The organism is Dactylosporangium sp. NPDC005572, from assembly GCF_040605515.1.
Taxonomy (GTDB): Bacteria; Actinomycetota; Actinomycetes; order Mycobacteriales; family Micromonosporaceae; genus Dactylosporangium.
Genome location: NZ_JBEXCY010000087.1, coordinates 25,030 through 45,087 on the forward strand (window position 1 = coordinate 25,030; position 20,058 = coordinate 45,087).

16 protein-coding genes and 1 pseudogene are annotated in these 20,058 nt (G+C 71.5%); 5 read left to right on the plus strand and 12 right to left on the minus strand.

Going from position 1 to position 20,058, the window contains the following annotated elements; genetic code table 11:
* The first annotated feature begins 62 nt into the window (after positions 1-62).
* The gene (locus ABZS66_RS33145) at positions 63-2,819 is read left to right on the plus strand and encodes an ABC transporter substrate-binding protein (protein ID WP_354764626.1); all 2,757 of its coding nucleotides are present in this window, start codon (positions 63-65) and stop codon (positions 2,817-2,819) included.
* Positions 2,820-2,887: 68 nt separating this feature from the next.
* On the opposite strand, the gene rny is transcribed toward ABZS66_RS33145, so the two are convergent.
* The 7 genes and pseudogenes from rny to dhaM all read right to left on the minus strand — a co-directional run bounded on the left by rny (position 2,888) and on the right by dhaM (position 11,063).
* Complete coding sequence (rny, locus tag ABZS66_RS33150; RefSeq protein ID WP_354764658.1) at positions 2,888-4,597, minus strand: ribonuclease Y; 1,710 nt, start codon at positions 4,595-4,597, stop codon at positions 2,888-2,890.
* Positions 4,598-6,266: 1,669 nt separating this feature from the next.
* Positions 6,267-6,797: pseudogene (locus ABZS66_RS33155) on the minus strand (regulatory protein RecX); the annotation flags it as partial.
* Between the two features lie 908 nt (positions 6,798-7,705).
* A complete protein-coding gene (gene recA, locus ABZS66_RS33160) occupies positions 7,706-8,755 on the minus strand; it encodes a recombinase RecA (RefSeq protein ID WP_354764660.1) in 1,050 nt (349 codons plus the stop codon).
* A 157-nt stretch (positions 8,756-8,912) separates the two neighbouring features.
* On the minus strand, positions 8,913-9,113 hold the full coding sequence (locus ABZS66_RS33165; protein WP_354764628.1) for a DUF3046 domain-containing protein: 201 nt from the start codon (positions 9,111-9,113) through the stop codon (positions 8,913-8,915).
* A 9-nt stretch (positions 9,114-9,122) separates the two neighbouring features.
* Positions 9,123-10,394, minus strand: a complete 1,272-nt coding sequence (locus ABZS66_RS33170) for an MFS transporter (RefSeq protein ID WP_354764630.1) — start codon at positions 10,392-10,394, stop codon at positions 9,123-9,125.
* Positions 10,395-10,426: 32 nt separating this feature from the next.
* Complete coding sequence (locus ABZS66_RS33175; RefSeq protein WP_354764632.1) at positions 10,427-10,687, minus strand: HPr family phosphocarrier protein; 261 nt, start codon at positions 10,685-10,687, stop codon at positions 10,427-10,429.
* Entirely contained in the window at positions 10,671-11,063 is a 393-nt protein-coding gene (dhaM, locus tag ABZS66_RS33180; RefSeq protein WP_354764634.1) for a dihydroxyacetone kinase phosphoryl donor subunit DhaM, read from the minus strand. The genes ABZS66_RS33175 and dhaM overlap by 17 nt, the downstream gene beginning before the upstream one ends.
* Positions 11,064-11,107: 44 nt before the next feature.
* Here dhaM and dhaK point away from each other — a divergent pair, with 44 nt between their 5' ends.
* Positions 11,108-12,106 carry a dihydroxyacetone kinase subunit DhaK gene (dhaK, locus tag ABZS66_RS33185; RefSeq protein ID WP_354764636.1) on the plus strand — a complete coding sequence of 333 codons (999 nt, stop codon included), beginning with the start codon at positions 11,108-11,110 and terminating at the stop codon, positions 12,104-12,106.
* 2 nt (positions 12,107-12,108) lie between these two features.
* Positions 12,109-12,708 carry a dihydroxyacetone kinase subunit DhaL gene (gene dhaL / locus ABZS66_RS33190; protein ID WP_354764638.1) on the plus strand — a complete coding sequence of 200 codons (600 nt, stop codon included), beginning with the start codon at positions 12,109-12,111 and terminating at the stop codon, positions 12,706-12,708.
* Here dhaL and ABZS66_RS33195 read toward each other — a convergent pair.
* The 5 genes from ABZS66_RS33195 to ABZS66_RS33215 all read right to left on the minus strand — a co-directional run bounded on the left by ABZS66_RS33195 (position 12,683) and on the right by ABZS66_RS33215 (position 18,511).
* Positions 12,683-13,825 carry an acyl-CoA dehydrogenase family protein gene (locus tag ABZS66_RS33195; RefSeq protein ID WP_354764640.1) on the minus strand — a complete coding sequence of 381 codons (1,143 nt, stop codon included), beginning with the start codon at positions 13,823-13,825 and terminating at the stop codon, positions 12,683-12,685. The two genes, dhaL and ABZS66_RS33195, sit on opposite strands and share 26 nt — an antisense overlap.
* A gap of 45 nt (positions 13,826-13,870) precedes the next feature.
* Positions 13,871-14,620 carry a hypothetical protein gene (locus ABZS66_RS33200; RefSeq protein WP_354764642.1) on the minus strand — a complete coding sequence of 250 codons (750 nt, stop codon included), beginning with the start codon at positions 14,618-14,620 and terminating at the stop codon, positions 13,871-13,873.
* A gap of 657 nt (positions 14,621-15,277) precedes the next feature.
* Positions 15,278-16,066 (minus strand): hypothetical protein, encoded by a 789-nt coding sequence (locus ABZS66_RS33205; protein ID WP_354764644.1) that lies wholly within the window; start codon positions 16,064-16,066, stop codon positions 15,278-15,280.
* A gap of 200 nt (positions 16,067-16,266) precedes the next feature.
* Positions 16,267-17,064, minus strand: a complete 798-nt coding sequence (locus tag ABZS66_RS33210) for a hypothetical protein (protein ID WP_354764646.1) — start codon at positions 17,062-17,064, stop codon at positions 16,267-16,269.
* A 124-nt stretch (positions 17,065-17,188) separates the two neighbouring features.
* Complete coding sequence (locus ABZS66_RS33215; RefSeq protein WP_354764648.1) at positions 17,189-18,511, minus strand: aminotransferase class I/II-fold pyridoxal phosphate-dependent enzyme; 1,323 nt, start codon at positions 18,509-18,511, stop codon at positions 17,189-17,191.
* 45 nt (positions 18,512-18,556) lie between these two features.
* Here ABZS66_RS33215 and ABZS66_RS33220 point away from each other — a divergent pair, with 45 nt between their 5' ends.
* Positions 18,557-19,789, plus strand: a complete 1,233-nt coding sequence (locus ABZS66_RS33220) for a bifunctional pyridoxamine 5'-phosphate oxidase family protein/GNAT family N-acetyltransferase (protein ID WP_354764650.1) — start codon at positions 18,557-18,559, stop codon at positions 19,787-19,789.
* Positions 19,790-20,058 (plus strand): LysE family transporter (locus ABZS66_RS33225; RefSeq protein WP_354764652.1); only part of this gene is annotated, 269 nt, incomplete at its 3' end.

Genomic DNA, 20,058 nt, shown 5'->3' on the forward strand with positions numbered 1-20,058 from the left:
CGGGGCCCATCGGCTCTGGACCCGACATTGGCAATGTTGCGCCCGCTGCGTACGCTGCCCGCGTGGCGGATAGTGGCTTCAGGCTAGGCATCGACTTCGGCACCTCGAACACCGTCGCCGTCCTGCGTTGGCCGGACGGGCGGACGAAGCCACTGCTCTTCGACGGTTCGCCGTTGCTGCCGTCGGCGGTGTACGTCAACGCCGACGGCACGATCCTCACCGGGCGTGACGCCATGCATTCGGCGCGCCTGCAGCCGCACCGGTTCGAGCCGTACCCCAAGCGCCGCGTCGAGGAGGGGACCGTCTGGCTCGGCGAGCGTGACGTGCCCGTGCTGGACCTCGTCGCGAGCGTCCTGCGCCGCGTCGCCTCCGAGGCGGAGCGGGTCGCGGGCGCCAAGCCGACCCACGTCAACATCACCCACCCGGCGACCTGGCCGCAGCAGCGCCGCCAGACGCTCGCCCAGGCCGTCACGGCGGCCGGGCTGCCGGCGCCCCTGCTGTCGTCCGAGCCGGTCGCCGCCGCCTCATATTTCGTCGGTACCGTCGGCACGCACGTGCCGGTCGGCGGCATCGCGGTCGTCTACGACTTCGGCGCCGGCACGTTCGACGCGAGCGTCGTGCGCCGTAACGCCGGCGGCGGCTTCGACATGCTGGTGAGCGAGGGCCTGCCCGACGCGGGCGGCCTCGACGTCGACGCGGCGGTGGTGGCGTACCTCGGGCGCCAGTTCGCCGGCCGCGAGGGCGACCAGTGGCGCCGCCTGACCAACCCGGAGAGCGAGTCCGACCGGCGCGCCGCCTGGCAGCTGTGGGAGGACGCCCGGCTGGCCAAGGAGATGCTGAGCCGGGCCGCGACGACGTACGTCCACGTGCCCCTCTTCGACGAGAGCGTGCCGATCGGCCGGGAGCAGCTCGAGCAGCTCGCCAAGCCGATCCTCGACCGGACGGTGACCGCCACCCAGATCGCGATCCAGTCGGCTGGCGCCGCACAGTCACAGGTCGCCGCCGTCTTCCTGGTCGGCGGGTCGAGCCGCATCCCGCTCGCCGCCACGCTGCTGCACCGCGCGCTGGGCCTGGCCCCGACCGCGATCGAGCAGCCGGAGTTGGTCGTGGCCGAGGGCGCGCTGCACCTGGCCCCGCCGACCGGCCGGGCCGCGGTGGGCGGCACCACCGGCACGCCGATCGTACCGTCGCCGACCTCCGGCGGCCCGCGCCCGACATCGGGCGGCGGCATGGAGATGAGCCGCGACGTGTCCGCCGCGCCGGTGTCGGCCGCCCCGGTGTCCGGCCAGCCGGTGTCGCCGGCGTTCAGCATGCCGTCGAACACGCCGCACCTGCCGCCGCTGCTGCAGACCGGCACGATGCCGACGGTGCCGCCCCAGCAGACCTCGCCGCCTCCGGTGAGCACGCCCCCGATGGTGAGCACGCCGCCCGTCATCAGCACCCCGCCCGTCATGAGCACGCCGCCGGTGAGCCCGCCGCCGATGCAGCGGCCGCCCGTGGCGTTCCCGCAGCAGCGCCCGCCCGTGTACCAGCAGCCGCCGCCACCCGTCGTGCAGCACCGCCCTCCCGTGGTACCGCAGACTCCTCCGTGGCAGGCGCCGCCTCCTCCGCCGCCGCAGAAGCGGACCGGCACGCTCCTGGCGATCGGCGGTGGCGTGCTCGCGCTCCTGCTGGTCGTCGGCGGGATCGTGTGGATCGCCAACCGCGGGGGCGGTGGCGGCACCCCGGGCGGCGACGGCGGCACATCGCAGGCCGCGGCGCCGCCCGCCTCGCCCGCGTGCGGTTACAAGATCGCGTACCTCGGCATGGCGTCCGGCACCGGCTCGGACGACGGCATCATGATGCGCAACAGCGTCCGGATGGCGGTCGACGAGTACAACGGGAAGCACGCGGACTGCCCCGTGACCTTCGCGGAGTACGACACGCAGGGCAAGGACGACCTGAGCAAGTCCAAGGCCAACGACCTCATCGCCGACTCGAAGATCATCGGTGTCGTCGGGCCGGTGTACCGCAACGAGATCGTCAACGCCGGCCCGGTCCTCAACACGGCCGGCATCCCGATGATCACGCCGTTCGCCCCGGACGTGGACCTGACCGCCATGGGCTGGGGCACGTTTTTCCGGATCATCGGCTCGGACGAGGACCAGGCGCAGGCCGGCGCGCGGTACCTGAAGAACACGATCAAGGCCAAGAAGGTCGCGATCGTCTACGACGACTCGTCCTTCGGCGAGGTCGGGTACAAGGCGGCGTCCGGCACGCTGGGCAGCTCGGCCGGCACGACCGTGGCGATCAAGCGGACCGACAAGGACTTCGCGTCGGCGGTCAAGCAGGTCACCGACGGCGGCAACGACGCGGTGTACTTCGCCGGCCAGGCCGACGACGGCGCCGTCTTCGTCAAGGCGATGCGCACGGCCAAGCCGAACTTCCCGATCGTCTCCTCCGACAAGGTGTTCACGCAGGGCTTCGTCAACAACACCGCCGGTGTCGCCGACGGCCTGATCGCCACCTGCCCCTGCCTGCCGGCCGAGAAGGCGGGCGGCGACTTCGCCTCGAAGTACCAGGCCAAGTACCAGCAGACGGCCAGCTACTACGGCCCGGAGTCGTACGACGCCACCAACGTGTTCCTGGCGGGCCTCCAGGCCGGCAAGAGCAAGCGGGAGGACATGGTGAAGTACGTCCGTGCCTACACCGGCAAGGGCGTCGCCCGGGACATCAAGTTCGACGCGAGCGGCAACCTCGACGTGCCCGACCCGGTGATCTGGTCCTACAAGGTGGCGAACCCCTACATGAAGATCGACACGGCGATCCCGCCGGCCTAGCCCCCCGGGCTGTCGGCCGGCCGGGCGCTGCTACGCCGGGCCGGCCTTGATGGGGAAACCTGTGGGCCTCAGCGGGCGATCTCCGTGACGCGCGACTCCCGCACGACGGTGACGCGGATCTGGCCGGGGTAGGTCAGCTCCTCCTCGATCTGCTTCGCCACGTCGCGGGCGAGCACGGCCGCCCCGATGTCGTCCACGTCGTCGGGGCGAACCATGACCCGGATCTCGCGGCCGGCCTGCATCGCGAAGACCTTCTCGACGCCGGACTTGCCGCCGGCGATCTCCTCGATGCGCTCGAGGCGCTTGACGTACGCCTCCAGGCTCTCCCGCCGCGCCCCGGGCCGCCCGCCGGAGCAGGCGTCACTCGCCTGGGTCAGGACCGCCTCGATGGTCTGCGGCAGCACCTCGTTGTGGTGCGCCTCGATCGCGTGGACGACCTCGTCCGACTCGCCGTACTTGCGGGCCACGTCGGCGCCGATGAGCGCGTGGCTGCCCTCGACCTCGTGGGTGAGCGCCTTGCCGATGTCGTGCAGGAACGCGCACCGCTTGATCAGGGCGGGGTCCAGTCGCAACTCGGAGGCCATGATGCCGGCGATGTGGGCGGTCTCCACGAGGTGCTTGAGGACGTTCTGGCCATAACTTGTGCGGTACCGCAGCCGCCCGACCAGCGTCATGAGCTCCGGGTGGAGGTCGGTGATGCCCACCTCGACCAGCGCATCCTCGGCCGCGCGCAGGCAGAGGCGCTCCACCTCGTGCTTCGCCTGCTCGAAGACCTCCTCGATGCGGTGCGGGTGGATCCGCCCGTCGAGCACCAGCTTCTCCAGCGTCAGCCGCCCGATCTCCCGCCGCACCGGGTCGAAGCAGGACAGCAGCACCGCCTCGGGCGTGTCGTCGATGATCAGGTTCACGCCGGTCGTCGACTCGAACGCCCGGATGTTGCGCCCCTCGCGGCCGATGATCCGGCCCTTCATCTCGTCGCTGGGCAGGTGCAGGACGCTGACCACGCTCTCTGCGGTCTGCTCGCTGGCGACCCGCTGGATGGCGTCGACTACGATGTGCCGGGCCCGCTGCTCGGCGGTGTTCCGCGCGTCGCTCTCGATGTCGCGAACCAGCAGCGCCGCCTCGCGCTTGGCCTGGGCCTCGATCGTCTCGACCACCTCGACCCGCGCCGCGTCGGCGGTGAGCCCCGCGATCCGCTCCAGCTCCGCCCGGTGCCGCTCCTCGCCCTCCGCGAGCTCGGCCTCCCGCCGGGCCGCGTTGCCCTCCCGGTCCGACAGATCCGTTTCGGTGCCGCTGATGCGCCGGTCCCGCTCGGCCAGCCGCTCGGCCTCCTCGACCAGCAGCCGCTCCCGCTCGTCGAGCCGCCGCTGCCGGCGCTCGGCGTCCTGCGACTGCTCCTTCGCCACGGCGGTGAGCTGGTTGACCTCGCGCTCCCCCGCCTTGCGCGCCGCCGCCCGGGCCTGCTCGGCGTCCGCCTCGGCCTGCCGGTGCGCCCGCTCCAGCAGCGAGTCGGCCTCGGCCCGGGCCCCGTCCAGGATCCGCCGCGCCTCCGACCGCGCCGCGCTGGCCTCGGCCTTGGCTGCGGCAGCCTCGGTCCGCGCCGCCGCCGCAGCGGCCCGCGCCTCGTCGACCGCCGCGGTGGCGTCCTCGGCCGCGGTCCGCAGGCTGGCGAGCGAGTGCTCCTGCCGATCCTTCTCGGCGAGGAAGGCCGGATCGTCGACCGGCACCGCCACCTGGGTCGCCGGAACGTTGAGCTTGCGGATCGCCTTGAGGGCCACGAACAGCACGACGACGACCACGATGACGAGGACGGCCACGCCGGCCGTCAGCACGATCTGCACCTCGGTCACGCGGTCACCTCGAAGCGGTAGGCCCCACTGTTCTGCGTGCGCACGTCCTGCCCAGCGAGCACCGGAGGCACGCAATCCCCACCGCTCACCGTTGTTGCCGTTGTTGCCGCGCCGTTCTGGGCCATTTTCGGGGGCTTTGGCGCCATGTTCCGCTTCCACCTGCCGGCGCCACTCTCCTGGAGAGCGTCAGCTCGGCACTGATTCCTGCCACGCCCGGGCACGATGGCCCTATGGCCTTCGCTGCTCGGATCGTCGGCGGGATCGGCGGTGCCGGACGCGTCGACGGCACCCCGAACGGCACGGCCGCCCGGTTGGACGTTCGGGTCGCAGAGGATGACACGGGCGCATTCCGTCACGACGTCACCTCGCTCCGCTCGGCGCCGCACGAGGGGGTGCGACGCGGGTGATGTGGAGGAGACGCCCGACCTAGGTTCCATCAAGGTACATCGATATAGAGGCCTAGAAAGGCCCCGCTGCTGGGTCGCTGCCAGCGCCGCCACCTCCCGCAAGGCACGGCGCATGGTTCCAGAGCAAAATCTCGTAAGTGTTGCTGATCTGTGACGCGATCTATGTTGTGCGGTAAACCCGCGGTGGTTGGGCGGTCTCCATCTGGTAACGCCGAGGCTAGGTCGTCAAGGGCGCTTCGGTCAAGGACTCATGATCGGGCACCATACGGGACGTAAGTCCGTCAAGTACTAAGCCCTGGCGAAACACCCTATCAGTATCATTTGCCCGGATGTTTCCGGCATGTCAACCGGCCGGCACGTAGTTTCCAAGACCCAGCGTGACACTGCAACGACGCACAGCCAGTCCGCCGACGGCAGACCAGCGACCATTCCACCACAGCGCGTGGCCCCACCCAACCCCACCATCGACGGCTGTCGCAGGACCGAACCCCCGAGGCCCACGTCCAACCCCCACGGAGGGGGAAACAAGACCCACAGGGCATGATCACGGAACTTTCCAGCCCCATACGACCCAAAATCCTCCACGATCATGAGATCCGGCTGACGGCAAACCGGCAGAAAGCCAACCGGCAGAACCCGCTGCTGCAGAACCGTCGGGGAGCCGCCCGGCAGACGGGCAGGGGAAGGCCGGGCAGACAGGCCGCGAACAGGGCAGGGGGCCGGGCAGGGGCAGCTCCGGCGGGGAGAAGCGGCGGCCAGGCCAAAGGAGGCACCGCACACCAGGCGGGGACAGCGGGGCGGGCAGGCCGGCGGAGGTGCGGCACACCAGGCGGGCGCAGCGGGCGGGCAGGTCCTGTCGGGCGGCTAGCGAGTCGTTACCGGGCAGGCGCGGCAGGCCAATGGGGCACATGCAGGCGGGCAAACGGCCGGGGCGCGTGCGCTTGCCCGGCAGGCGAGCCCGACAAACGGCAGAGGACGGCCCCCGCCCGGGCCGGCCGGCCGGCTGGCTGGCTGGCTGGCAGGTGGTCCTGCGGGAACACGGGCGGGAAAGACCAGCCAGCACGCGCGAGTCGTCAGAGCGCTGGACAGGGCGCCAGGGGCGGGCAGGCTGGCGCGGGGGCGCCGGGGGCTGGCAGGGGCGGCAGGCGGCTGACGCGGGCGGTCCGGCCGAGGTCGCCGGGCTGCTGGGGTTAGTTGGCGTCCGGGTCGTACGTGGCGTCGGTCAGTGCGTCCGGATCGACGGCCTCCGCGAACTCGGCCGCCTCGGCGTCGCGTTCGGACATCGCCTCCTTGACCAGGCGGATGGCCAAGCCGGGCGGGTACCCCTTCCGGGCCAGCATCCCGACGATCCTCCGGAACGCCACCTCCGGCGTCGACCTCGACTCCACCCGCAGGCGCCGAGCCACCAGCGCGCGGGCAGTCTCCTCCTCCACGTCCGGGGCGAGCTGGTCCAGCGCCTCCCCCACCTCGTCCGAGGCGACGCCCTTGCGGCGCAGTTCGCCCGCCAGCGCCCGGCGGGACAGACCCCGCCCGTGGTGCCGGCTGGTCACCCACGCCCGCGCGAAGGCGGCGTCGTCGATGATGCCCACCTCGTCGTACCGGTCCAGGATCTCCGCGGCGATCTCGTCGTCCACGCCCCGCTTGCGCATCGCGGTGGCCAGCTCCGCCCGCGTACGAGGGCGGACCGCCAGCTGCCGCAGACAGATCTCCCGCGCAGCCTCCCGAGGATCAGCGGGCCCCGACCGCCCGGACCCGGCGCCGTCGGAAGACGAGGCCGAAGACGAGGCCGAAGACCCGCCACGGCCCGACCGCCGTCCCCGCTCCGCGGCACCACCACGACCCGAAGAGCCACCACGACCCGAAGAGCCAGCACGATCCGAAGATCCGGCACCACCCGAAGACCCGGCACGATCCGCGAACCCACGATCCGCGAGCCCACGATCCGAAGACTCATCGCGCCCTAAGAACCCACCGCGCTCCGAAGCCCCGCCACGATCCCAGGACCCGGCACGATCCGAAGACCCGGCGCGCTCCGACCGACCGCCCCGGTCAGCCCGTGACCGCCCCCGACCACCCCGAGCCTCACGAGACCGCCCACCGCCGCCCGAGCCCTCAGCCACACCGGCATCAGCCTCACGGCCGCCGAAAGTCTCCGCACCCAAGGCACGGTCACCCAAAGCCCGACCATCCAGAAAGCCGAGGCCCGACCCATCAGGACCCGACGCACCGGAACGCAACGCACCCGCATCCAGCCCAGCGACCCGCGAACCGCCCACAGGCGGAGCATCGGCGACCGGCGACCCAGGCGCCACGTCGTCCCAAGGGGACCCGGACCCAGACTCCGGCCCGGCCCACGACGGCACCTCGGGTCTCCGGCGCTCCCGGCCCACCCCCGCGCGAGCCGGCTGCGCGTCCGCCCCAGGCTGCGACACCCAAGGGTTCGGCCCGTCGTCGTTCTGCGCGTCGACCAACCATGACGGCAGCGCAATATCGCCGTCGTCCGGCATAACCTTCACCTCCGGCCCCCGTAGCCAGCGCTCACCAGAGCACCGAGACCCGGTGCCGACTCGGCGCGGCTTGGCCCACGCCCGCCGGCACCGGGTGGTCTCGGTCGGCGATCAGCAGTCGATCAGAAATCGACTGGTGCGACCTCCGGGCCGCTGGCCGCGTCGGTGGCCTGGCCGACCCCGACGCCGAGCTTCTCCTTGATCTTCTTCTCGATCTCGGCCGCCACGTCGGGGTTGTCGCGCAGGAACTTGCGCGAGTTCTCCTTGCCCTGGCCGAGCTGGTCGCCGTCGTACGTGTACCACGCGCCGGACTTGCGGATGATCGACTGCTCGACGCCGACGTCGATGAGCGAGCCCTCGCGCGAGATGCCCTTGCCGTACATGATGTCGAACTCGGCCTGCTTGAACGGCGAGGCCACCTTGTTCTTGACGACCTTGACGCGGGTGCGGTTGCCCACGACGTCGGTGCCGTCCTTCAGGCTCTCGATGCGGCGGACGTCGAGGCGGACCGACGCGTAGAACTTCAGCGCGCGGCCACCGGTCGTGGTCTCCGGGCTGCCGAACATGACGCCGATCTTCTCGCGCAGCTGGTTGATGAAGATCGCCGTCGTGCCCGAGTTGTTGAGGGCACCGGTGATCTTCCGCAGCGCCTGGCTCATGAGGCGGGCCTGCAGGCCGACGTGGCTGTCGCCCATCTCGCCCTCGATCTCGGCGCGCGGCACGAGCGCGGCGACCGAGTCGATGACGATGATGTCGAGCGCGCCGGACCGCACCAGCATGTCGACGATCTCGAGCGCCTGCTCACCGGTGTCCGGCTGGGACACGAGCAGCGCGTCGGTGTCGACGCCGAGCGACTTGGCGTAGTCGGGGTCGAGCGCGTGCTCCGCGTCGATGAACGCCGCGATGCCGCCCTGCGCCTGCGCGTTGGCGATCGCGTGGAGCGCGACCGTCGTCTTACCGCTCGACTCCGGCCCGAAGACCTCGATCACCCGGCCGCGGGGAAGGCCGCCGATGCCGAGTGCAACGTCGAGCGCGATGGATCCGGTCGGGATCACCGCCTGGGGGGCAATGACGCGCTCGCCGAGACGCATCACGGAGCCCTTGCCGAACTGCTTGTCGATCTGCGAGAGGGCGAGCGTGAGCGCCTTCTCCCGATCGGGTTGTACTGCCATGTCCGTCACCCCTGGGTTCGCGGTCTTCGTCGGCGTTCGTTTGGTCACGCTGACACGCTAAGCGCCGGGTATGACAAAAACTGCCGCGGTGGCGCCCAACGAGTGAGGAGATTACCCGTACATCTGTACGATCAACATGTCGACACGCCAAAAAACATCACCGAAGACGTGCAGGAACACGCTCCGGATAGGCGGCGACTACAGCCCGCCACACCACGGCGGTTTCCTCGCCGCCGGCGAGCGCTTCCTCGATCGTCCGCCCCCCGAGCTGGGTCAACACCTGGTCGTGGGCGACGCTGTGCGCGTACCCCGCGCCGAACACCTGCTCCAGCCGCTGCCAGAAATCCGTCAAACGCACGGCATCAAGTTAAGCAGCCGGCCGGCGTAGCACCATCGCCACCAACGGCACCACCACGATCGCGGCAACCCCCGTCAACGCCGGGTAACCGAACAGGTCCACCACGACGCCGGCCAGCGCACCGGCGCAGGCCCCGGCGACGCCCATCACGACGTCGGAGAGCCCCTGCACGCCGGCCCGCTGCTCCACCGCCACCGACTCGGTCAGCAGCGTAGAGCCGGCAACCATGGTGCAGCCCCACCCGAGGCCGAGCAGGGCCAGGCCGATGGACAGCCGGGGCGTGTCGTCTCCAGCGGTACCGCTGAACAAGCAGGCCAGCAACAGGAGCCCGATGCCACCCAGGATCACCGGCCGGCGACCGAAGCGGTCCGCGAGCCAGCCGATGACGGGAGACAGCGCGTACATGCCGGCAATGTGGATGCTGATCACCAGCCCGACCACGCGCAGCAGGTCACCGTGGTCGTGCACGTAGTCGCCGATGTGGACGGGCGTCATCGACATCACGCCGACCATCACCACGTGCCCGACCGCGACGGACGCGACCCCCACCCGCGCCCCGGGGCGAGCCCGGACCGTCCGCACCGCGGCCCGCCACACCCCGCGCGTCGCCGCAGAGTCCGATTTATCCGTAATTTCGGATAACGACCGCGCCGTCAGCAACGGATCCGGCCGCAGCGACACCAGCAACACAGCCGCAGCCAGCGCGAACACCACAAAGCTGAACAAGTACGGCCCGGCGTACTCCGGTACGCCGAACCGACCCAGCCACCGATCCGTCCACGGCGCCAGGTTCGGCCCCGCCACCGCCCCGAGCGTCGTCGCCCACACCACGATCCCCAGGTGCCGCGCCCGCCGGTCCGGCGCCGCCAGGTCCACCGCCGCGTACCGCGACTGGAGGTTGGCCGCGCTCGACCCGCCGAACAGCAGCGTCCCCACGAACAGCAGTGGCACGCTGTCCCACCACACCGCGGCGGCGACGAGCAGCGAGCCGAGCGCCCCGAGGGCGTACGCGAACACGAGCCCGGGCCGCCGCCCGCCGGTCCGCATGAGCCGCGTGGCCGGGATCGCGATCAGCGCGGCGCCGATCACGGCCGAACTGCCGGCCAGGCCCGCGGCGGTCGGGCCGGCCATCGAGGCGGCGAGCAACGCGCCGACGGAGATCCCGCTCGCCACGCCGAGGCCGCCGACGACCTGCATCGAGACCAGCAGGCCGAGCGTGCGGCGCTGTATTCGAGGGACGTCGGTGGCGGGCGGTGCGGCGAGTGTGGTCACGCAGGTCATCGTCGCGTACGCACCACGACCCGCACCACTCCTTACTCGGTGTTCTCCAGCGTCGATACCACCGCCTTGACGGCGGCCTCGGCGTCGTCCCCGGTCCCGCGCACGACGACCGTCGATCCGGCCCGCGCCCCGAGCCCGATCACGGCGAGCACGCTCTTCGCCTTGGCGTTTTTCCCGTTATGGGAGATTTCGACGGTACTGCTGAAGCCCGCAACGACCCGGACAACCGCCGCGGCCGGGCGGGCATGCAGGTCGACGGGCAGGACGACGGGCAGCTCACAGCTTGCGGACATCGCGGGCCTCCACGGCCGCCAGCGTGACGGCGTCCAGGTCGGCCCCGGTGCTGGCCAGCACGGCCGCGGCGACCGCGCCCTCGACGAAGGGCGCGTCGACCAGCACCGCGTCGTTGGCGACCCGGTCCTCGAGCACGGTCTGCGCGGTGAGCACGGCGCTGCCCAGGTCGGTCAGCACCAGCACGCCGGCACCCCGGTCGGCCCGGTCGATCGCCACCAGGATGCGGTCGTAGCTGGTGCCTAATGCGCCGTCGTCCGTCCCGCCCGCCGCCTCGATCGGCACCTGCTCACCCGCCACCTGGACGAGCATGTCCCGCAGCCCGTGCGCCAGCCGCTCACTGTGCGAAACGAGCACGATTCCCACCGGTTGCCCCATGTTGGGCAATGCTATGTGCCTGCCGTACCGCCAAAATGACTGGCATGAAGAAGTTCTTGAACGACCCCGCCGACGTCGTGCGGGAGGCGCTCGCCGGGGTGGCCGCCGCGCATCCGGAACTTCGCGTGGACCTCGACGAGCGGATCGTGGTGCGGGCCGAGGCGCCCCGGGCCGGCAAGGTCGGGCTCGTGTCGGGCGGCGGATCGGGCCACGAGCCGCTGCACGGCGGGTTCGTCGGGCCGGGCATGCTCGACGCCGCCTGCCCGGGCGAGGTGTTCACGTCGCCGGTCCCCGACCAGATCGTCGCCGCGACCAAGGCCGTCGACGGCGGCGCCGGGGTCGTGCACATCGTGAAGAACTACACGGGCGACGTCATGAACTTCGAGCTGGCCGCCGAGCTCGCCGACGACGAGGGCATCCCGGTCGAGACGGTGCTCGTCGACGACGACGTCGCGGTCGAGGACTCGACGTGGACCGCGGGCCGCCGCGGCACCGGCGCCACGCTGCTGGTCGAGAAGATCGCCGGCGCGCTCGCCGAGGAGGGCGCACCGCTCGCGGACGTCGCCGCCGTGGGCCGCCGCGTCAACGAGCTGTCCGCGTCGTTCGCCGTCGCGCTCACGGCCTGCACGACGCCGGCGGCCGGCAAGCCCGGGTTCGACCTGCCCGCCGACGAGATCGAGGTCGGCGTCGGCATCCACGGCGAGCCTGGCCGCAGCCGGCAGAAGCTGCGCCCCGCGAAGGAGATCGCGGCGCTGATCACCGAGGCGATCCTCACCGCCAAGCCGATCCCGTCCGGCGAGCGGGCAATCGTGCTGGTCAACGGGCTCGGCGCGACTCCTCTCATCGAGTTGTACCTCATGTTCGGCGAGATCTCGCGCCTGCTCGGCGACGCCGGGGTGAGCATCGCGCGCTCCCTCGTCGGCAACTACGTGACCAGCCTCGACATGGCCGGCCTGTCCCTGACGGTCTGCCGGGTGGACGACGAACTGCTGCGGCTGTGGGACGCGCCGGTCCGCACGTCCGGCCTGCGCTGGGGAGCCTGAGGATGGACGCGGACCAGGCCCGCGCCTGGGTCGAGCGGATCGCCGCCGCCGTGCGCGAGCGGGCCGACGAGCTGACCCGGCTCGACGCCGCGATCGGCGACGGCGACCACGGCGTCAACCTCCGCCGCGGCTTCGACGCCGTGACCGAGGCGCTCGCCGGCGCCGAGCTCCCGACCGCCGGCGACGTGCTGGTCAAGACCGGGACGACGCTCGTGTCCAAGGTCGGCGGGGCGTCCGGCCCACTCTACGGTCAGGCGTTCCGCGCGATGGGCAAGGCGCTGCAGCAGGACGCCACGCTCGCCGAGGCGCTGCGGGCGGCGCTGGAGGCCGTGCAGAAGCTCGGCAAGGCCGTCCCCGGCGACAAGACGCTGGTCGACGTCCTGGTGCCGGCCGTGGAGGCGTTCGAGGCCACCGGCGACGTCGCGGCGGCGGCCCGGGCGGCGGACGACGGACTGCGCTCCACGGTACCGCTGCAGGCCCGCAAGGGGCGTGCGTCGTACCTCGGCGAGCGCAGCATCGGCCACCAGGACCCGGGCGCCACCTCGATGTCGATGGTCTTCGCGGCCCTGGCCGCCGCTACAGCCCCAGACCCCGGCCGATGATCTCCTTCATGATCTCCGTCGTACCGCCGTAGATCGTCTGGACACGGCTGTTCAGCCACGCCTTGGCGACCGGGTACTCCAGCATGAACCCGTACCCGCCGTGCAGCTGCACGCAGCGGTCGGCCACCTTGTTCTGCAGCTCGGTCGTCCACCACTTGGCCTTGGCCGCGTCGGTGACCGAGAGCCGCCCCGCGTTCTGCTCGAGGATGCAGGCGTTGAGGAACGTCCGCGCGATCGTCACCTCGGTGTCCAGCTCGGCCAGCAGGAACCGGTTGTGCTGGAACTTCCCGATCGGCCGCCCGAACGCCTCGCGCGTCCGCGCGTACTCCAGCGTGATCCCGAGGATGTGCTCGGCCGCCGCGACCGCCGCCACGGCGATCCCGAGCCGCTCCCGCGGCAGGTTGGCCATGAGGTGGTAGAAGCCCTGGTTCTCCTGGCCGATCAGGTGGTCGGCCGGGATCCGGCAGTCGTCGAAGAACAGCTCGGCGGTGTCGTTGGCCTTGAGCCCGACCTTCTCCAGGCGCCGCCCCCGGCTGAACCCGGGCGTCCCGGTCTCGACCGCGAACAGGCTGATCCCGTGCGCCCCGCGCGCCCCGTCCGTCTTGGCCACGACGATCACCAGGTCGGCCATCTCGCCGTTGGTGATGAACGTCTTCTGCCCGTTGAGCACCCAGGAGTCCCCGTCGCGCACGGCGTGCATCCGGATCCCGGCCAGGTCGGAGCCGGCTCCCGGCTCGCTCATCGCGATGGCGGTCACGATGTCACCGGAGCAGAACCCCGGCAGCCACCGCTTCTTCTGCTCGTCGGTCGCCAGCTCGGTCAGGTACGGCGCCACGACGTCGTTGTGCAGCCCGAACCCGAGCCCGGACGCACCGGCCGCCACGATCTCCTCGACGAGCACGGCGTTGAAGCGGAAGTCGCGCTGCCCGCCGCCGCCGTACGCCTCGTCGACGTCCATCCCGAGCAGCCCGGCGGCCCCGGCCTTGCGCCAGACGTCCCGGTCGACGATCCCCGCCTTCTCCCACTGGTCGTTGAACGGAACCGCCTCGCGGGCCAGGAACTCCTTGCACAGTTCCCGGAAGGCCTGATGCTCCGCCTCGTACAGGTGCTGCTCCATGCGCGCCAGTGTGCGTCGCGAGACACCGTCTCGCCTAGGCTGCTTTCAGAGCCCGAGCATCCCGTAGAGATGGTCCGGCAGCGGCTCGGCACCGGCCGGCGCGGTCACGCTGACACGCGCCCCGAAGTCCGAATAGGTGGCCTGCACGGTATTGTCCGGAATGCTCACTTTCATGGAGACCAGCCGCCCCTGCGAGTCGACCGCCGCCTCGAACGGCACCGCCTTGGCCGCGTCCCCGAGCTGCAGCACTCGGGCGATGTTGACCGGCCCCCAGGCAGCGACGTGCGTCATGTCGACGGTCCCGCTGAACCCGTCCCCACTGCGCCGCACGTCATGCGCCGCCGCGACGAGCGCCCGCACCCCGGTGGGGTCGTCGACGGCACTGATCCCGAGCGCTCCAGGCTTGGTCATACGAGCCCGATCGATCTTGTACCACGTGTTCCCGTCGAACCCCGGCAGCGGCAACCCGGTCAGCCGCGTATACGGCACCCCGGCGACAGACACCGTGTCAATCTTGAGGCTGGCCCCGTCGGAGGTCACGGCGACGGAGGCGTCGAGCAGGTCGGCAACGGGGTCGATCGCCCCCTGATACTTGCCCTCGTTGGCGGTGACGCTGAACCGGTAGCTGCCGGTCCCGAACCCCGCCACAGTGGCCGCCAGCCCGGTGGGCGAGGCGGAAGCGCCGGCGGTCGCTTTGGCCCCGTCGGACCCCGACCCGAACGAACACCCAGCGAGCGCCAACAGAGCAACGACCGCAACGAATGCCGACCTCATCTGCCGCAGCGTAGCCTCCACCCGTCCAGCCGCGCCCACCACCCGACCAGCCCGGTGCCGGCGCGGGCCCCAGCACACGGCAACCACGGCGGGCCCGGACTCACCGTCACCGACGGCACACCCAGCGGCCACCGCGCAGCCGCCCGACAACGGCAACCTCGGCGCGCCGCCCGCCATGGCCGACGGCACCCCGCGTGCCTGCACCCCGCTCGACGGTCGATGCCGCAGGCGGCGCCCGAGGGCTGGCTCATCCCCACATTTCCGGCACTCCCGCGGGCAGGGCAGGGCAGGCGCAGGGCGGCATCGCGGCGCACGGACAGGAAGAACGGCTCGCCGGTCAGCGTCATGCCGTGCTCGTTCATCGACGCGGAGCCCGCGCGACCGCCCAACTCAGCTCACCGCGACCGCCCAACTCAGCTCACCGCGACCACCCAACTCCACGTAGCCGACAGCGCCCACCGCACTACCGCCGGCCACCCATGATCAAGGGAAGGAAATGGCTGCCCAGACAGCCAGATGTTTCCCTTGATCATGGAGCCGCCAGCCCCGACGCTGATCACGCCTCGACGCTGCTCGATCAGCTCCCGGTTGATCTCAAAGACGAGCGCTAATCGACTGACGCCGACGAACAGACGGCACTGCGCGACCTCCGCTGCCGCCCCTGGCCGGGTAGCGGCGTCAGCGGTTCAGCAGGCCGTAGACGGCGGTCGTCGCCGGTAAGACGTCGGCGGACTTCGGGGCGGCGACCGAGACCGGCTGGCCGTGGCCCGCATACTCGACCGTCATCGCCTGCTCGCCCACCGTGCCGTATGCCGGGACCGTGATCTTCATCGACGTGAGCCGCTGCTGGTCGTCGAGCATCGCGGTGAACGGCGCGGTCTTCGCCTTCTCCCCGAGCGCCGCCAGCACCGCGCTGTCGTCGATCCCGAGGTCGCCGCCGACGCTCAGGTCGAACGTGCCCGTGATCGTCGTCGGGCTCGCCAGCTTCGCGCTGCCCACCCGCCCCACGAACGTCTGGCTCCCGGTCGGATCCTTCTCCTCGATCAGCCCGATGATCTCCGGCTTGGTGACCTTCGACCGATCCAGCTTGTACCACTTCTTCGGGTCGATGCCCGGCGCCGCCGCGCTGGTCCTGTAGTAGTACTCGGTGCCGAGCACGATCCCCTCGATCGTGAACTTCACCCCGCCGACCGCGCCCTCGGCCTTGACCTGCTGCTTGCCGGCCGGATCGATCGCACCCGAGAACGTGCCCTCGGGGATCGCCATCCGATACGTGTACGTCGACGCGTTGAGGTCCTTGACCGCCTTGTCCAGCACGTCCTTCGCGTTCGCCGCCGGTGAGGCCGGCGCCGACACCGGTGCCTTGCCGCTCGTGGCCCCGGTCTTCGGCTCGTCGTCGCCCCCGCAACCGCTCGTGAACGCGATCGCCGCCGCCGCGACGGCCGCCATGATCCTGCTGGTACGCATACATCCCCTCCTCGCATCGACGCCCTGCGTGACGCCGCCAACCGTGGTCCGACCTCGCCGTCAGCCCGTGTCGCCCCGCCCCCTCACCATCAGCCGCCTCTCGAACCGTCGCCGGAAGACCCTCCGGCGACGGCGACCCGCTCGACCGTAACGGCCCGGGGCCGGCCAGGCGATTCGGCCGGCCCCGGGAGCGGTACGTCCTACGCCTGGTTGAGCAGCTGGTACACCGAGGCGGGCGCGTCCGTGACCTCCGAGGCCGGCGGCGTCGTGGCCGTGACCGGCGAGCCGAAGTCGCTGAACGTCAGCGCGATCTCCTCGGCCTTGCTGTCGCCGTAGGCGGGCACGCTGACCTTCAACGAGGTCAGGTTGCCCTTGTCGTCGACGGTCGCCTCGAACGGCACCGTCTTCGCCTTGTCGCCGAGCGCCTTGACGGCGTTGTCGTCGATCGAGCCCCAGGTCTTCTTCGTGAAGTCCATCGTGCCCTTGATCGACTTGCCGTCGGTGGTCTCGGCGGTCGCGATGTTGCCCGGCAGCGACTTGAGCTCGACCGGGTCCTTGGGGTCGCCGAAGCCGAGCGCGTCCTTCACGGTCAGCTTGGCCGGGTCGAGCTTGAGCCACGTCTTGCCGTCGAACCCGGGCAGCGGCAGCCCGCTGATCTTCGCGTAGTAGGCGGTGGGGGTGAGCACCGACTCGATGGAGAGCGTGACGCCCTGCTCCTGGATGGCGATCTTGCCGGCGCTGACGCCGGCCGCGGGGTCGGTGGCGCCGTCGACCGTGCCGCCGGAGATGGTCCCCTTGAACTTGTAGCTGGCACCGGTCGTCTTGTTGATCGCCGCGGTGAGCAGCTCGGTGCCGGTCGGCGCCTTGCTCGGCGCCGGCGCCGTCGCCGACGACCCGGCCGACGTGCTCGAACCGCCCTTGTCGTCGCTGCAGGCGCCGACGAAGGCGAGCGAGGCCAAGGCGATGGCGCCGATGACGACACTCTTCGCAATCTTCACGCTGTCTCTTCCTCCCTGGATGGCGACACCACCCCGTACTGGTGTCCACGCGCTCGGAGAGTAGCGGCCGGGTCCGACAACTTCGGATTCACAGCCGTCACGAGTGTCTAACAAGCACCAAATGTCACACCTGGCGACGGACCGTGCCGGCGGCCCGGCGCAGCACCGCCCCGGCCACCCGCGGGGCGTCGCGGGGATCGAGCGCGGCCGTTGTGATCCGGATCGCCGGCGGGCTGACCAGGCGGTACATCGACCCGGGCGCGACCGCGACGCCGTCCTCACGCAGCCCGGCGACCATCGACGTCTCGTCGGCGACCGGCACCCACACGTTGATCCCGCTGACGCCGTGTGTCGGCATTCCGTCGAACGCGTCGCGCAGGGCCTGGCGGCGCACCGCATACAGATCGCGCGCCCGCGCCACCGTGTCGCGCGTCTCCGGATCGCGCCACAGCTCCACGGCGAGCCGCTGGAGGACGGTCGAGACCCAGCCGGTGCCCAGCCGCATGCGCCCCTCGATCCGCGCGACCGTGGTGTCGTCGCCGGCCACCAGCGCCATCCGCAGGTCGGGCCCGTACGGCTTGGACAACGAGCGGACATAGGCCCACGAGCCGGTCGATCCGGCCAGCGGGTGCGCCGGCTCATGAGCCAGCTCGGCAGCATGATCGTCTTCAAGAACGAGGATTTCACGGTACCCCTGAAGCCTGCGCCGCAAGGCCGCCGCGCGCCCGCGGGTGACGAACGCGCCGGTCGGGTTCTGCGCGCGACCGGTCACCACCAGGGCCGCAACCCCCGCGGCCAGCGCGGCGGCGAGCCCGGCCTCGGTCGGCCCCTCGTCGTCGACCGGCATCGGTACCGCCGTGAGCCCGAGCGCGGCGACCAGGTCGAGCAGGTTGGCCCAGCCCGGATCCTCGACCGCGACCCGGTCACCGGGGCGTAAGTGCGCGACCAGCGCCCGCTCGATGCCGTCGAGGGCGCCGCCGGTGACCGTCAGGCGGCCGGACGGGATGCCGTCGGCCGCGAACCGCTCGCCGGCCAGGTCGAGCAGCTCGGGCAGCGGGCCGCCGCGCTCATACCCGCCCGTGGGCAGGTCGTGCGAGAGCCGGATGAGGTGCCGGGCCAGGCCCGGTAACAGGTGCGGGTCGGGACCGCCGGTGGCGAGGTCGACCACGCCCTCGGGCACCGGGAGCGCGTGCACGGTGCGGCGGGCGACGGGCGGGCGCGGCCGGATGCGGGTGCCGCCGCGACCGGCGGTCTCGATCAGGCCGCGCTCGCGTAACGCCCGGTAGGCGGCGGCGACGGTCGCCGGGCTGACCCCGAGCGTCACGGCCAGGGTGCGCACGGGCGGCAGCGGGGCGCCCGCGTCGAGCCCGCCCGTGCGGATGCCGGTCTCGATGCTGGCCGAAATCTCGGCTGCGGTCCCGCCGCTCGGCTGATATTGTACTGCCACAGTTTCGAGATTGTACTAGAACAAAGTGGCAGATGGGGACGGGCAGTGGACACCTATCAGAAGACGGCGCGGACGACGCCCCGGCGCTACGGCGACCGCACCTCCTATGACGCGGGCCTGGTCCACTCGATCATCGACGAGGGATACGTCTGCCATCTGGGCTTCGTCGCCGACGGCGCGCCCCGCGTGCTGCCGACCCTGCACGCCCGGATCGGCGACGTGCTGTATCTCCACGGCTCCACGGGCAGCACCGCCATGCTCGGCGCACGCCTGGAGGGCCTGCCCATCTGCGTGACCGTGACGCTCATCGACGGCCTGGTCCTGGCCCGGTCCCAGTTCCACCACAGTGCGAACTACCGGTCGGTCGTCGCGCACGGCACCGCCCGGCTGGTCACCGACCCGCAGGAGCGGGCGGAGGCGTTCGTGGCCCTGGTCGACAAGGTGATGCCCGGCCGCGCCGCCGACAGCCGCCCGGCCAACGCCAAGGAACTCGCGCAGACGGCGCTGCTGTCCCTGCGGCTGGAGGAGGTCTCGGCGAAGGTGCGTGCCGCTGGGGTCTCCGACGACGAGGTCGACCTGGGGCTGCCGCACTGGGCGGGCGTGGTGCCACTGCGCCTGACGATGGGCCGTCCCGAGCCGGATCCGGCTTCGGTGGTACCACTGCCGGATTATCTGCGGCATGATGCCTCGCCCTGGCATGCGGCGCCCATGCTCCGCGGCTCGCACGTGGTGCTGGAGCCGCTCGACCACGCCCACGCCGAGGGGCTGTTCGCGGCGCTCGACCACCCCGACGTGTGGACGCACCTGACCGCACCGCGACCGGCCTCCGCCATCGAGATGGCGCAGATCGTGGCGGCCGCGGTCGACGACCCGGGGCGCGTGGCGTTCGTGCAGCGGGACCCGGCGACGGGCACGATCCTCGGCTCGACGTCGTATTACGCGATCGACCCGGCGCGGCGGTCCATCGCGATCGGCCACACGATGCTGGGCCGCCCGTGGTGGCGCACCGCGGTCAACACCGAGTCGAAGTTACTGCTCATGGGGCACGCGTTCGACGCGCTCGACGCGATCCGGGTGGAGTGGCACACCGACATCCGCAACGAGCGGTCGCAGCAGGCGATCGTGCGGCTCGGCGCCCAGCGTGAGGGCGTGCTGCGGGCGCACCGGCAGCGGCCCGACGGCAGCTGGCGCGATACCGTCTCGTTCGCGATGATCGCCGACGAGTGGCCCGGGGCGCGTGACCGGCTCGCCGCGGCGCTGGCAACTGGAGGTCGGTAAGTGCTCGGCGTCACCAATCCCTGGACCTATGTGCTCGGCACGGCCGCGATCGTGCTGCTGCCGGGGCCCAACTCGATCTACGTGCTGTCGGTCGCGGCCCGCCGGGGCGTGCGCGACGGCTACCGGGCAGCGGCCGGCGTCTGGCTCGGCGACGCGGTGCTCATGACGCTCTCGGCCGGCGGCGTGGCCTCCCTGCTGCACACCTACCCGTGGCTGTTCAACCTGGTGAAGTACGCGGGCGCGGTCTACCTTGCCTACATCGGCCTGCG